This window comes from Pseudomonas sp. JV414 (genome assembly GCF_032424305.1).
In the GTDB taxonomy this organism is placed as follows: domain Bacteria; phylum Pseudomonadota; class Gammaproteobacteria; order Pseudomonadales; family Pseudomonadaceae; genus Aquipseudomonas; species Aquipseudomonas lini.
Window position 1 is genome coordinate 729,576 of the sequence record NZ_VYKC01000022.1, and the last position, 13,324, is coordinate 742,899.

General features: G+C 60.9%; 11 protein-coding genes. 3 read left to right on the forward strand and 8 right to left on the reverse strand.

The genetic code is table 11. From position 1 onward, the window contains the following. Positions 1-60: 60 nt before the first annotated feature. The gene (locus F6R97_RS27240) at positions 61-576 is read right to left on the reverse strand and encodes an Hcp family type VI secretion system effector (RefSeq protein WP_007900657.1); all 516 of its coding nucleotides are present in this window, start codon (positions 574-576) and stop codon (positions 61-63) included. 401 nt (positions 577-977) lie between these two features. On the opposite strand from F6R97_RS27240, the gene F6R97_RS27245 reads away from it, so the two are divergent. Then, on the forward strand, positions 978-1,655 hold the full coding sequence (locus F6R97_RS27245) for a type 1 glutamine amidotransferase domain-containing protein (RefSeq protein WP_038983994.1): 678 nt from the start codon (positions 978-980) through the stop codon (positions 1,653-1,655). 157 nt (positions 1,656-1,812) lie between these two features. Here the strand turns inward: F6R97_RS27245 and F6R97_RS27250 are convergent, their stop codons facing one another. The 5 genes from F6R97_RS27250 to F6R97_RS27270 form a co-directional block, all read right to left on the reverse strand. Next, the gene (locus tag F6R97_RS27250; protein ID WP_315867397.1) at positions 1,813-3,204 is read right to left on the reverse strand and encodes a VOC family protein; all 1,392 of its coding nucleotides are present in this window, start codon (positions 3,202-3,204) and stop codon (positions 1,813-1,815) included. Positions 3,205-3,332: 128 nt separating this feature from the next. Next, entirely contained in the window at positions 3,333-4,550 is a 1,218-nt protein-coding gene (gene glcF / locus F6R97_RS27255) for a glycolate oxidase subunit GlcF (RefSeq protein WP_315867398.1), read from the reverse strand. A 1-nt stretch (position 4,551) separates the two neighbouring features. Continuing rightward, positions 4,552-5,601 (reverse strand): glycolate oxidase subunit GlcE, encoded by a 1,050-nt coding sequence (gene glcE, locus F6R97_RS27260; protein WP_315867399.1) that lies wholly within the window; start codon positions 5,599-5,601, stop codon positions 4,552-4,554. Further along, a complete protein-coding gene (glcD, locus tag F6R97_RS27265; RefSeq protein WP_038983988.1) occupies positions 5,601-7,100 on the reverse strand; it encodes a glycolate oxidase subunit GlcD in 1,500 nt (499 codons plus the stop codon). The genes glcE and glcD overlap by 1 nt, the downstream gene beginning before the upstream one ends. Before the next feature lie 144 nt (positions 7,101-7,244). Next, positions 7,245-8,171: an alpha/beta fold hydrolase gene (locus F6R97_RS27270; protein WP_038983986.1), complete on the reverse strand. Its 927-nt coding sequence runs from the start codon at positions 8,169-8,171 to the stop codon at positions 7,245-7,247. Positions 8,172-8,370: 199 nt separating this feature from the next. On the opposite strand from F6R97_RS27270, the gene F6R97_RS27275 reads away from it, so the two are divergent. Together F6R97_RS27275 and F6R97_RS27280 are read left to right on the forward strand one after the other, a co-directional pair. Next, positions 8,371-9,444 carry a diguanylate cyclase gene (locus F6R97_RS27275; RefSeq protein ID WP_038983984.1) on the forward strand — a complete coding sequence of 358 codons (1,074 nt, stop codon included), beginning with the start codon at positions 8,371-8,373 and terminating at the stop codon, positions 9,442-9,444. Positions 9,445-9,733: 289 nt separating this feature from the next. Continuing rightward, positions 9,734-10,975 (forward strand): M20/M25/M40 family metallo-hydrolase, encoded by a 1,242-nt coding sequence (locus F6R97_RS27280; RefSeq protein WP_048394938.1) that lies wholly within the window; start codon positions 9,734-9,736, stop codon positions 10,973-10,975. Between the two features lie 215 nt (positions 10,976-11,190). Here the strand turns inward: F6R97_RS27280 and F6R97_RS27285 are convergent, their stop codons facing one another. Beyond that, positions 11,191-12,060 carry an oxaloacetate decarboxylase gene (locus F6R97_RS27285; RefSeq protein ID WP_048394936.1) on the reverse strand — a complete coding sequence of 290 codons (870 nt, stop codon included), beginning with the start codon at positions 12,058-12,060 and terminating at the stop codon, positions 11,191-11,193. Positions 12,061-12,287: 227 nt separating this feature from the next. Further along, positions 12,288-13,322, reverse strand: coding sequence for an arginine N-succinyltransferase (astA, locus tag F6R97_RS27290; RefSeq protein ID WP_038983980.1), 1,035 nt, complete (start codon positions 13,320-13,322; stop codon positions 12,288-12,290). Between the last annotated feature and the right edge of the window lie 2 nt (positions 13,323-13,324).

Consider the following 13,324-nt stretch of genomic DNA (forward strand, 5'->3'; position numbering starts at 1 on the left):
GGAAGACGCAAATGACATCGACCAGCAGAGCTGGCCGATGTTTGGAACCGTCAGCCGCGATTAAGCGACTGGAACACGCCAGTCATCGGAACCCGAAGTACCGGATACTTCGTGGGTCCAGGTGATTTTGCGGTAGGTGAATTGCACTTCTTCCAGGTGCGTGAAGTGCGAGTTCGACGGATCCTGGCAGTTGTGCATTTTGTTGTTGATGGCGACGATGATCGCGTCTTCCAGTTTGGTGGTGTAGTAATGCTCTTGGGTGCCTTGAGCCGAAGTGCGGTACCACTGGATAACGATTTCGCTCATGCGCTCGCCGGAGGTCAGCGCCGCTTGCAGCAGTGGCGAGGACTTGTCGTAGACCTTGGTGATCACGACTGGCTTGTGTACACGCTGACCGGTCGGTTGGCCGGACTGTGGGTCACGCGGGATGATCACGTCATGGCTGAAAGCCTGAACCATGACCTGGTCTTCGTGACCTTCCTGGTAGGTGTTGCCAACCGAGTCGGCGGTGAACGCGCCGGCAGTGATCAGGCCTTGTTTCTCGCCAGTAACGGACATGTACGCTGGTGTAGCCATGGATGTGCTCCTTGCTAAAAGTTAGGGTGCCCGGGAGGCGGTATCGCCCGGTGGGTGCCTGACTGTTATCAAGGACCGTGCCAGAAATGATTAACGCTATATAAATCAGATGGTTGAGGTAATTTTTCAAACGCCGGAGAGGTTTTTGGCAAAGATCAGCTGAAAAAGTGCGCAAGAAGTTGCGCAGTGGTGCGCAACTTCTTGCGCACTTGGCTGGAGGGCTTGATAAACCTGGCGTCCAGCGTCGCTGGGGGACTTTTCCCCAACACAGTTGCGCAACTTCTTGCGCATCAAGGCCATGAGCCGTCACCCCCGACAATGGGCGCAACGAACAGCGCTGTCCGATGGTCAAACCCAGCGCCGAGATCACTGAATAACCCTGACATCGACTGGAGAACGACATGAAAATCCTGATGGTTTTAACGTCCCACGATCAATTGGGTGACACCGGTAAGAAAACCGGCTTCTGGCTCGAAGAATTCGCCGCACCGTATTACACCTTCAAGGACGCTGGCGCGCAGCTGACCCTGGTCTCACCCAAGGGCGGCCAGCCACCGCTGGACCCCAAGAGCGATGAGCCCGACGCGCAAACCGCGGCCACCGATCGCTTTCACAAGGATTCCGCTGCCCAGTCCGCATTGGCATCTACCGGGGTGCTGAACACCGTGAGGGCCGAGGACTATGACGCTGTTTTCTATCCAGGCGGGCATGGCCCGTTGTGGGATCTGGCTGAAGACACCTTTTCAATTGCGCTGATCGAGGCGCTCTACAACGCGGGCAAACCGGTTGCGGCTGTCTGTCATGCGCCGGGGGTGTTGCGCCACGTCAAGGATGCGGACGGCCAGCCGTTGGTCAAAGGCAAGCGGGTGACAGGCTTCACCAATTCCGAGGAAGCTGCTGTGCAGTTGACGGATGTTGTGCCGTTTTTGGTGGAGGACATGCTCAAGGCCAATGGTGGCCTTTACTCCAAGGCGGATGACTGGGCGAGTTACGTGATCGCGGATGGTCTGTTGCTGACCGGTCAGAACCCGGCCTCGTCGGAAGCGGTCGCCAAGGCTTTGTTGGCGAAGCTGGAATAAGATCAAAAGATCGCAGCCTGCGGCAGCTCCTACCTCGAGCGTGTGCAACCGCGATGCAACGGGTGCCCCAATCCCTTTGTGCAACCGCGATGCAACGGGTGTACCCAGCCCCCGTAGGAGCTGGCGGAGCCTGCGATCTTTTTTGCGGCCATCACGTCTATTCGGAAACGTTCAAACCCAGTGCTGCAATACACTCCTCGATCGACCGCCGCTGCGTCTCGGCATACAACCCCAGTTCATCAATCGTCGACCTTCCCAAGGCCTTTTCGAACGCCTGTTGGTTCGAGTGCACGCCATAGTGGGTTTGCGCCGCATCCCCCAAATTCGACTGAAAAATCCCAGCCGCGCTGACTGGCAAAAAGTCTTCGTACACCAGCGGTTCAACCCGCACATAGCCGCCTTTGAGCAAATCCTCCAGCGACGCGCCTTTCAGCCCATCTGCCGCCAGGCCTTTTTCCGTCACGAAGTAGCGAAAATACGCCAGTTCCTGTTGGCGCATTTCCTCGACGGTGTCAGGGAATTCGCCAAAGTGCTGCGTCATTAGCGCGTTGTAGCGTGCGGCATTGGCTTCGTTGGGGAAATCCTTCAGTTCATCCCGTGCGGCGTTGAGCAAGCGGTCGTAAAGCGCCCGGCCTTTGGGGCTGAGCGCCGCGCCGCGTTGCTCGATTTCACCGAAACGGGCGCTATGGCTGCCACGGGTTTCGGCCTGATCGGTAAAAGCAATCGGCTCGTCCAGCGCCTTGAAGCTGGTTTGGCGCAGCAGGATCGGGCATTGGCGGCGGGGCGGGCCTTCGATCACCGCTTTGGGGGTGATGCCATGGGCGGGCATTTGCGCCTGCACAATGTCGATGTCCAGGGTGCGTGGTGTCAGGTGGTTGATGTGCGGGCCTTTGAACGCAACCACGTCGGCGATCAGTCGATGCTGGGCGCTGAGTTGTTGATATTGCGCGGCGGTGACGGTGGCGCTGTGGTGCCAGCGGAAGGTTTCCAGGGCTTGTGCGACAAAGTCCTGCGTCTCGTATTCAGTCAGGCCACCCTGGGTTTCAGCGCGCTCAATGAGGGCCAATGCCGCCGGGGTGAAGATCGAGCGCGTGTCCAGCACCGACTGGGCAAAGGCCCGCAATTCGGCGTCTTCGATCAGTTCCAGGCGCAGCAGCGAGGTGAACACCCGGAACGGGCTGACCTGCAATGCCGCCTCATGCACGGCACGGAACGCGGTGGAATGCACCGGCACGCCGGCCGGGGTCAGGTCGTAATAGCCCACCGGCTGCATGCCCATCACCGCAAACAGGCGGGCGAGGGTCGCCAGTTCAGCGGCGGTGCCGACGCGGATCGCGCCATGGCGTTCCAGGTCCAGCCGCTGGATTTCGCCGGTGCTGTGCAGCTGTCGGGCGATTTGCGGATCGCTGTTCAGCACGTGGCGGTTGGTCTGTTCCACCAGTTCCATCAGCGCGCCGTACAGCGGCACTTCTTCGCGGTACATGTCGGACATCGCTTTGGAGAAGCGTTGGCGGATCAGGTCAGGGCTGACGAAGTTCGGATGGCTCATGAAAAGTTCCTGGCGCAGTGACGTAACGGATGCCGGAAAAGATCGCAGCCTTCGGCGGCGCCGACAAACGAAGTTTCTGACGAACTTCATTCTGCCAAGGACTGTTCTTGCAACGCAGGAGTGCTCAGTCAGCGCAGCACGTGGTCCACCAATTCGATCCAGTGCCTGACTGGCGTTCGTCCGGCGCTGTTGAGGTGGCTCTGACAGCCGATGTTGGCGGTGGCGATGATCTCGGGGTGGCCGCTTTCCAGGGCGTTGAGTTTGTTGTCGCGCAGTTGCCGCGCCAGTTCCGGTTGGGTGATCGAGTAGGTACCGGCCGAGCCACAACACAAATGACTGTCGGGTACCGCCGTGAGATTGAAGCCCAACCGCGTCAGCACGGCTTCTACCGCGCCGCCGAGTTTTTGGGCGTGCTGCAAGGTGCAGGGGCAATGGAAGGCGATCCGCTGGTCGGTGGCTGCGCAAACCCGTTCCAAAGGTTCATCGGCCAGCACTTGCACCAGGTCCAGCGCCAATTCGCTGACCCGCTGGGCTTTGGCCGCATAGACCGGGTCGCGCTCCAGCAGATGCCCGTAATCCTTGATGAAGGCGCCGCAGCCGCTGGCGGTTTGCACGATGGCTTCGGCGCCGTTTTCCAGGTGCGGCCACCAAGCGTCGATGTTGCGTCGGGCGCGGTCCAGGCCCATGGCTTGGGCGTCGAGGTGATAGTCCAACGCGCCGCAACAGCCAGCGTCTGACGCCGGGATCACGCTGATCCCCAGCCGATCCAGCACCCGCGCGGTCGCGGCATTGGTGTTCGGCGACAGACCAGGTTGCACGCAGCCTTCGAGCATCAGCACCCGGCGAGCATGCCGAGGGACAGGGCGCTCGCCCGTGGCGGGGAGGTCGTGGGGCAACTTCGCCGCAACGCCCCCTGGCAGCAACGGCCGGAATGTGGCGCCGATTTGCAGCAAAGTCCTGAACAGATTCGGATTCGGCGCCAATGCCCGCAACCCTTGGCGCAACAGTCGCTGACTGGCCGGGCGCGGCACCGCTTTATCGATCACGGCGCGGCCAATGTCCAGCAAGTTGTGATAATCCACCCCGGACGGGCAGGTGGTTTCGCAGTTGCGGCAGGTCAGGCAGCGATCCAGGTGCAACTGGGCTTTGGCCGTGGCGGGGGCGCCTTCGAGCACTTGCTTGATCAGGTAGATGCGCCCGCGCGGCCCGTCCAGTTCGTCGCCCAGCAGTTGATAGGTTGGGCACGTCGCGTTGCAGAACCCGCAATGCACGCAGGTACGCAGAATCTTGTCCGCTTCTTCGGCGCGGGGCAGTAGTTTGGACTGTTCGCTCAGGTTGGTTTGCATGCTAAAGGTCCGCGTACATCCGCCCAGGGTTGAACAGCCCTTGCGGGTCCAGTTGCGCCTTGAGTTGCCGGTGATAGCGCAGCAGTGCCGGGGCCAGCGGCTGGAAGGGCGTTTCGCTGACGCCATGGCTGAAACAGGTGGCGTGGCCGCCGAGTTCAAGGGTCCGCGACTGAATGTTGTCAGCCGCGGATTTCAACCAGCGTTGCGCGCCGCCCCAGTCGATCAGTTGCTCGCCGGGCAAGTCCAGAGGCCCGAGGTTGTTGGGCAATGACAAGCGCCACAGCGCCAAGCCCTCATTAAAAAAGTCTAGTCGTTGTTCGTTCAGGTCGGCCCAATAACCGGAATCCAACGGTTCGCCGCCGAGCCGTTGATGGGCGGCCGTCACCGAACCTTCGCCGCCTTCCAGTCGCAGATACAAACGCTGACCGTCGTGGCTGGCGGCGCTGATGGGCAGTGGTTGCTGGCCCCATTGCGCCAGATTGGCCAAGGCGCGGGCGCAGTCGATGTCCAGGCTGATGCTCAAGCATTGCCGGGGTTTGGGCAGCACTTTGAGCGAGACTTCGGTCAGCACCCCGAGGCAGCCATAACTGCCCACCATCAGGCGCGAGAGGTCGTAGCCGGCGACGTTTTTCATCACTTCACCGCCGAAGCGCAGATGGGTGCCGAGGCCGCTGATCACCCGGGTACCGAGGACAAAATCCCGTACCGAACCGGACCACGGACGCCGCGGCCCGGACAGCCCCGCGGCGATCATCCCGCCAACAGTGGCGCCTTCGCCGAACGACGGTGGCTCGCAGGGCAGCATTTGCCCCGCTGCGTCCAGTGCGGCAAACAGTTCGCTCAGCGGCGTGCCGGCGCGAACGCTGATCACCAGTTCCGTCGGGTCGTAGCTGACGATGCCGCGATGGGCGCGGGTGTCGAGTATTTCTCCGGCCACTTCACGGCCAAGAAACGCCTTGGTGTTACCGCCCTGAATGCGCAGCGGCGTGGCGTTTTCCCGCGCCTGCTTGACCTGCTCCAGCAGGGCTTCACTGGCATCGAAATCCGGCATCAGAAGCGCTCCAGCTCAGGGAACGGCAGTTGCCCGGCGTGGATGTGCATCGCACCGAATTCCGCGCAGCGGTGCAGGGTGGGGATGTTCTTGCCGGGATTGAGCAGGCCCTTTGGGTCGAACGCGGCTTTCACTGCATGAAACAGGGTTAATTCGTCACTGTTGAACTGCGCACACATCTGATTGATTTTCTCGCGGCCGACGCCGTGCTCGCCGGTGATGCTGCCGCCGACTTTCACGCACAGTTCGAGGATCTTGCCGCCGAGGGCTTCGGCCCGTTCCAGTTCACCGGGCTGGTTGGCGTCGAACAGGATCAGCGGGTGCATATTGCCGTCGCCGGCATGGAAAACGTTGGCCACGCGCAAGCCGTACTCGTGCGCCAGGCTGGCGATGCCCTTGAGCACACCAGGCAATTCGCGGCGGGGGATGGTGCCGTCCATGCAGTAGTAATCCGGCGAGAGGCGGCCAATTGCCGGGAAGGCGTTCTTGCGCCCGGCCCAGAACCGCACGCGTTCGGCTTCGTCCCGGGCCTGGCGCACCTCGCTGGCGCCGGCCGTTTGCAACACCTCGCGGACTCGTTCGCAGTCGTCGTGGACATCAGCTTCGACACCGTCCAGTTCGCACAGCAGAATCGCTTCGGCGTCCACCGGGTAACCGGCATGGATGAAATCCTCGGCGGCACGGATTGCCAGGTTGTCCATCATCTCCAGGCCACCGGGAATGATCCCTGCGGCGATGATCTCGGCCACCGCGCGACCGGCCTTTTCCACTGAGTCGAAGCTCGCCAGCAGGACTTTGGCGACTTGGGGTTTGGGCAGCAGTTTGACCGTGACTTCAGTGATGATCCCCAGCAAGCCTTCGGACCCGGTGAACAACGCCAACAAGTCGAAGCCCGGCGCGTCCAGCGAATCGGCGCCGAGGGTCAGGTGTTCGCCTTCAAGGGTCAATACTTCGAGTTTCAGCAGGTTGTGCACGGTCAGGCCGTACTTGAGGCAATGTACGCCACCAGCGTTTTCCGCGACGTTGCCGCCGATGGAGCAGGCGATTTGCGAGGACGGGTCCGGCGCGTAATACAGGCCGAAGGGCGCCGCTGCCTGGGAAATCGCCAGGTTACGTACACCCGGCTGAACCCGTGCGGTACGGGCGGCGGGGTCGATCTGCAGAATGTTGTTGAACCGCACCATCACCAGCAGCACGCCTTTGTCCAACGGCAGTGCACCGCCGGATAACCCGGTGCCGGCCCCGCGCGCCACCACCGGCACGTTACGGGCATGACAGAGCCTGAGCAGCGCCTGCACTTGCTCCAGCTGCCGGGGCAGGGCGACCAGCATCGGCGTGGTGCGATAGGCCGACAGACCGTCGCATTCGTAGGGTTTGAGTTCTTCTTCGCGCCAGAGGATGTCCAGGTCCGGCACCTCCTGCTGCAAGGCCTTGAGTAACGCAGCCTTGTCGACATTGGGCAGAACACCGTCGATGCGTTCGTCGTAAAGAATGTTCATCGTTCACCACCCAGCGCGAAATCCCCCTGTAGGAGCTGCCGCAGGCTGCGATCTTTTGATCTTGCCTTTATAAAGCAAAGTCAAAAGATCGCAGCCTGCGGCAGCTCCTACAGGGGGGAGACCCCTTTACCACAGGGGATCTCATCAGTTTTTCCTTTCCAAAAACTCCCGGTACAACTGCGCCGTATTGGTCGGTTGTTCAACCATCGGCATATGGCCGACACCGTCCCAGATTTCCACCTGCAGATCGGCGATGCCCTTGCTCCAGACCGGTACGCTGCTGACGTCGATCAAGCGGTCCTTGCGCCCCCACAGGAGCAGCGCCGGGCATTTGATGTCGGGCAGTTTCGGCTCCATCGGCGGGCTGGCGTGAAAGTCCCTGAAGATTTCTTCCAACTCGTCGCGCTGCTGTTCATAGCGTTGGGCGACGGCGTCCAGCACGATCCCCGGCACCCATGGCGGTGAGGCCATGGTCATGGCGTAGAAATACTGGAATTCCTCCCGGGAATGAATCAAGAACGGGTTGTGGCCGCGGGCCAGGTGTCGCTCCATGTCGCTGAGCTCCGGGGCGGTGACGCCGGCCGGGTCGAGCAGCGCCAGCGAGATAATGCGCTCCGGGTAAGTGACCGCCAGCCACGCCGCGATGTAGCCGCCCATGGAGTTGCCGATCACATGCACCTTTTCGACCCCACAGATATCGAGCAACTGGATCAATCGTTTGGCCTGGACCGGAATGTCATAGCCACCGCCGGCCTTGAAGCCGGTTTCGCCATGGCCGGCGAGGTCAGGAATAATCACCCGGTAGTCGTCGACAAAATGTCGGGCGAAGCGCAGCCAGATGTTCTTGTCGGCGCTGAAGCCGTGCAGCATCAGCACGCTGCTGGAGGCTTCGTAAGGCCCGCCTTGCCAGGTCGAAACGGTCATTTCAGGGATTGGCACGACGATCTTGTGCAACCGGTACAGCCGGGCCTCCAGCGCCATGTTCAAGTCATAGAGCCAGTAACCGATGGCCGGGTAGCTCAACCAGCTCCAGGCCACGAAGACGGCGATAGTGACAACCAACAAAAGCATCAGGCTATTCCTTTGCAGTGATCAGGGCAGGTTGTTTATCGATCCTTCCCTTCATGTATAGACCAAACAGTGGGCATTCAGCTCATGGGGAGGTCATGCTATTCAGACCGCCAACCGGTGATGGCTATTTGCCGCTGCCCTGATAGACTTCCTAACACACTTTCAACCCGTGTGTTGTCAGGCTCCGCTAGAGGCCTCTATGGAAAAAAAAGGAGGAAAGGGACTTTCACTGGCCAGGAGGCTGTATGCGTCGCGAACCTTGGGTCTGGCCCTTGGGTTGTTGTGTGTCGGCGCAGGGATGTACCCACTCAACCCGGCGCCTTGGGTCTGGGGGGTGATGCTGCTCAACGGGCTGCTCTGGCCGCATGTGGCCTATCAGTGGGCGCGTCGGGCGGAAATTCCTTTTCGTGCCGAACACCGCAACATCCTGGTGGACGCGTTTCTCGGCGGTTTCTGGGTGGCCGCCATGCAGTTCAATCCGCTGCCCAGCGCGGCGACCCTGTCGATGATGGCGATGAACAACGTAGCCATCGGCGGTTTGCGTTTTCTGTTGAAGGGCGCCGTCGCGCAACTGCTCGGGATTGGCCTCGGGCTGCTGGTGTTCATGCCGGCTTTTGTCCCGCAAACCAGTCCGATGCAGCTGTACGCCTGTTTGCCTTTACTGTCGATTTATCCGATGGCGCTGGGCTGGATCTGCTTTCGTCAGGCCCATACCCTTGGCCGACACAAGCGTGAACTGTTGGCGCTCAGCCGCACCGACAGCCTGACCGGCCTGCTGAATCACGGTGCCTGGAAAGATCAACTGGAAATCGAGTTTCAGCGTTGCCAACGCCAGCAGCAGGGCGGGGCCATTGCGCTGATCGACATCGACCATTTCAAAACCATCAACGATACCTACGGCCATGTCGCTGGGGACATCGTTCTGCGTCGGCTGAGCAAAATGCTCAAGCAGAACCTGCGTGCCGCGGATGTCGCCGGGCGCTATGGCGGCGACGAATTCTGCGTGCTGCTGCCAGACCTGCCGCTGGACCGCGCGGCCGTGGCGATGGATGCGCTGCGTGATCGTTTCGCCACGTTGGGTTACGAGCAGAACCCGGCGTTGAAAGTCAGTTTGAGCATCGGCCTGGCAGCCTTCAACCCGGCCCACGACGACGCGACCCTGTGGCTCAACGACGCCGACCAGGCGCTCTACGAAGCCAAGACCACCGGCCGCAACCGCGTCATTTGCCACGGCGATGGTAAGCCGCATAAAGCGTTGCTCGATTCGGTGTAACCCAATCACCACGAATCCCTGTGGGAGCGGGCTTATGTGGCGAGGGGGCTTGCCCCCGTTCGACTGCGAAGCAGTCGTAAAACCAGTCACCGCTGTCTAATTCAAGATTGCGGTGACTGGTTTTAGGGGCGCTTCGCTCCCCAACGGGGGCAAGCCCCCTCGCCACATAAGCCCGCTCCCACAGGGGATTCGTGGTCATTCAGGTTTGTATGTGTCGCATCCGGTGTAGAGCCTTGTGTCGTAGTCAGGTAGGGTATTTTCGACCCCGACACGAAACAAGGATCGATTCATGACGTTCAAACGCTCTCGCTCCCTCCTGGCCACCAGCCTCGGCCTGACCCTCGCCCTCGGCGCCTTCACCCCCTCAGCCTTCGCCGAACCCCATAAACAAGTCCTCGCCGATGCCGAACAGTACAAGGGTGAAGCCCTGAAACTGCTGGAACGCTTGGTGAATATCGACTCCGGCTCCGGCTATGAACCGGGCCTGACCCAGGTGAGTGACATCGCCATTGAAGAGTTGAAGAAACTCGGCGCCACCATCGAACTCGTGCCCAACACCCCGGACAAGAGCAACCATGTGCTGGCCACTATCAAAGGTACTGGTACGGCGAAAATCCTGCTGATGGCGCACATGGACACCGTGTTCAAGGAAGGCTCGGCCGCCGCGCGCCCGTTCCAGATCAAGGAAGGTCGCGCTTACGGGCCGGGCGTGATGGACGACAAGGGCGGCATCGTCGCCGGGATCTATGCGCTGAAAGTCCTGAAAAACCTCGATTTCAAGGACTATGCGCAAATCACCTTCCTGCTCGACGCCAGCGAAGAAACCGGCTCGGACGTCGCCACCGACCTGATCAAGAAAACCGCCAAGGCCCACGACGTGACCCTCAACCTCGAACCGGGTCGCCCGGCCGATGGCCTGGTGGTATGGCGCAAAGGCAGCGCCACCGCCTTGGTCGAGGTCAAAGGCAAGGCATCTCACGCTGGCGTCGCGCCGGAACTGGGGCGTAACGCGGCCATGGAAGCCGCGCACCAGATTCTGCAACTCGGCAAACTGGGCGATGCAGAAAAGAAAACCACCATCAACTTCACCGTGCTTAACGCTGGCGACCGCACCAACGTGATTCCGGATCAGGCCACCGCCAAGGCTGACGTGCGGGCAGCGGTGCCGGAAGAGTTCGACCGGATCGAAAAGGATCTGGCGCGGGTCTCGAAAGACAAACTGATTTCCGAGACTGAAGTGACTACCACCCTTAAACGCGGCTTGCCGCCGATGCCGCAAACGGCGGAGTCGGATCGCTTGATGGCCATAGCCCAAGGGATTTACGGCGAAATTGGCCGCAAGTTGACGGAAGAAGGCAGCGGCGGGGCGGCGGATGCCAGCCTCTCGGCCGGGGTGGGTACACCGACGCTGGACGGGTTCGGGATTGTCGGCGGGAATATCCATACGCCCGAGGAATACGCCGAGGTCGAGAGCGTGGCACCGAGGATTTATCTGTTGTCGCGGATGATTATGGAGTTGACCAAGAAGTAATCGGCTGGATCACCCTCCCATGCAGGTGCAGGTAAGCTAAGAAATTTGAGCGACGAAAATCCTGTGGGAGCGTGGCTTGCCCGCGAAGAATGCGCCGCGGTTTTTCAGGTATTACGCGTCATCGTTCTTCGCGGGCAAGCCACGCTCCCACAGGTTCTGCGCCTTAACTTACCGGCATCAGGGGAAGATGCCACACCATCATTTCAGCCGAACCCTCACTCCTTGACGCTCATGTATTCCTCCGCCCAACGAATGTAATCCTCAGGCTGCGTATAGGTATGAGTCAGTTCAGTGGCGCTCAGGTCCGACGCCTGAGTAAAGATCTGTCGTTGTTCGCGCAGGCTGTCGTAAGTCGCCTTGATCGCGGCAAAGTACGCACCATGGCCGTCGATGGTGACGCGCACGCCCAGTTCGGCGAGGCGTTTGTCGTCGCGCAGCAGTGGGTTGCCGTAGGTGACCAGCATCAGCGGCACGCTCAGGTGCTCGGCGATTTGTTCGAGGTGGTCGAAGTCCCGCACGCCCACCATGCAAATTCCGTCCGCCCCGGCCTGTTGGTATTGCTGGGTGCGGCTGATGATTTCCTGAACTGGCAGGATCCCGGCATTGGTCCGCGCAATGATCGCCATTTCCGAGTCGACCCGGGCTTCCAGAGCCGCGCGGATCTTGCCGACGCCTTCCGCGACCCCGATCAGGTCAGTGGATTTGCGGCCGAATTGCGCGGGCAGCAAGGTGTCTTCAATGGTCAGGGCGGCGATGCCGGCGCGTTCGAGTTCGACGATGGTGCGCATGACGTTGAGCGCGTTGCCATAGCCGTGGTCGGCGTCGGCGATCACCGGCAATTGGGCCACGCGGCCGATGCGGGTAGCTTGCTCGGCGAACTCGCTCAGGGTGATCAACGCAAAGTCCGGGGCACCCAGCACCTGCAACGACGCAACCGAACCACCGAGGATCCCCACTTCAAAACCCAGGTCAGCGGCGATACGTGCCGACATGGGGTCGAAGACCGATGCGGTGTGATAGCAGGCGTTGGAAGCGAACAGTTGGCGGAAATTACGGCGCAAATCTTGATGTGACAGCCTGGACATATGAGTTCCACCAATACAAAGGAATGGAAGGGCTTGAGCAAAAGTGTCAACGCCGAAGGAACAAAAGGCTATCACGGGGAAGGGTAAAGAATGATGACGAATTTGCCGGCCTAGGGATGCAAGATCAAAAGATCGCAGCCTGCGGCAGCTCCTACAGGATGTTCAACGATCGATGCGAGCGGGTAAAGAATGATGTAGGAGCTGCCGCAGGCTGCGATCATTTCCGATCACGCCGCCACCGCCTGCCGCTGTTGGTTACGCAGCGGCACGGCGCGGACCGAGTTGCCGGGTTGCAGTTGCAGGCGTTTGGCGGTGAGCCGGTCGACGATCAGGCTATTACCGACCATTCGCGCCTGGGCAGTGGTGATGCGGCAGTTTTCCAGGCGGCGGTTGTGGATCAGCCACACTGGCGCCTGGTCGTCGGGTGTGCCGATGGCCAACACCAGCGACTGGCTGTCGCGCACTGTGCGGATTTTCGACACCGGGGCTTCGATCACCGGGCCGGCGTCGAAGATGTCGATGTAACCCTTATGAGTAAACCCTTCGGCAGTGAGAATCTTCAGGGCAGGCTCAGTGTTCGGGTGCGGCTTGCCGATCACCGCTTGGGCCTGTTCGGTGAGCAGGCAGGTGTAGAGCGGCTGGCGCGGCATCAGTTCGGCGATGAACGCTTTGCTGCCCAGCCCCGACAAGTGATCGGCATGGCTGAAATCCATCTTGAAGAAGTGCCGGCCCAGGCTGTCCCAGAACGGTGAGCAGCCTTGTTCGTCGGCACTGCCGCGCAATTCGGCAATGAGCTTGTCGCCGAACAGGTGGGGGAATTCGGCAACGAACAGCAGACGACCCAGCGACAGCAGTCGACCATTATTGCCGTGACGTTGATCGTGTCGCAGAAACAGCGAACAGATTTCCGATTGGCCGGTCATTTCGTTGTTCAGGAACAACGTAGGGATCTGGCGCTGAATACCCAGGTCCGGCGACGAGCTGACCGTCAGTCCGACCCGGTAGTTGTACCAGGGCTCCCGCAGGCCGACGGCTCCCGCCAGGGCACTGACGCCGACCACTTGTTGATCGTCGTCTTCGAGCACGAACAGGTAATCGGCGTCCGCACGCTCGACCTGTTCGGCAAAGGTGCGCTGAGACCAGCGCACTCGGTGGGTCAGGCGTTCCTCACTGGCCGGCAGGGTGGTGAACCCGGGGCCGGCCCGTTGCACCAGATCCAGCAGGGCGGGCAGGTCGGTGACTTGAACCGGGCGGACAATCATGA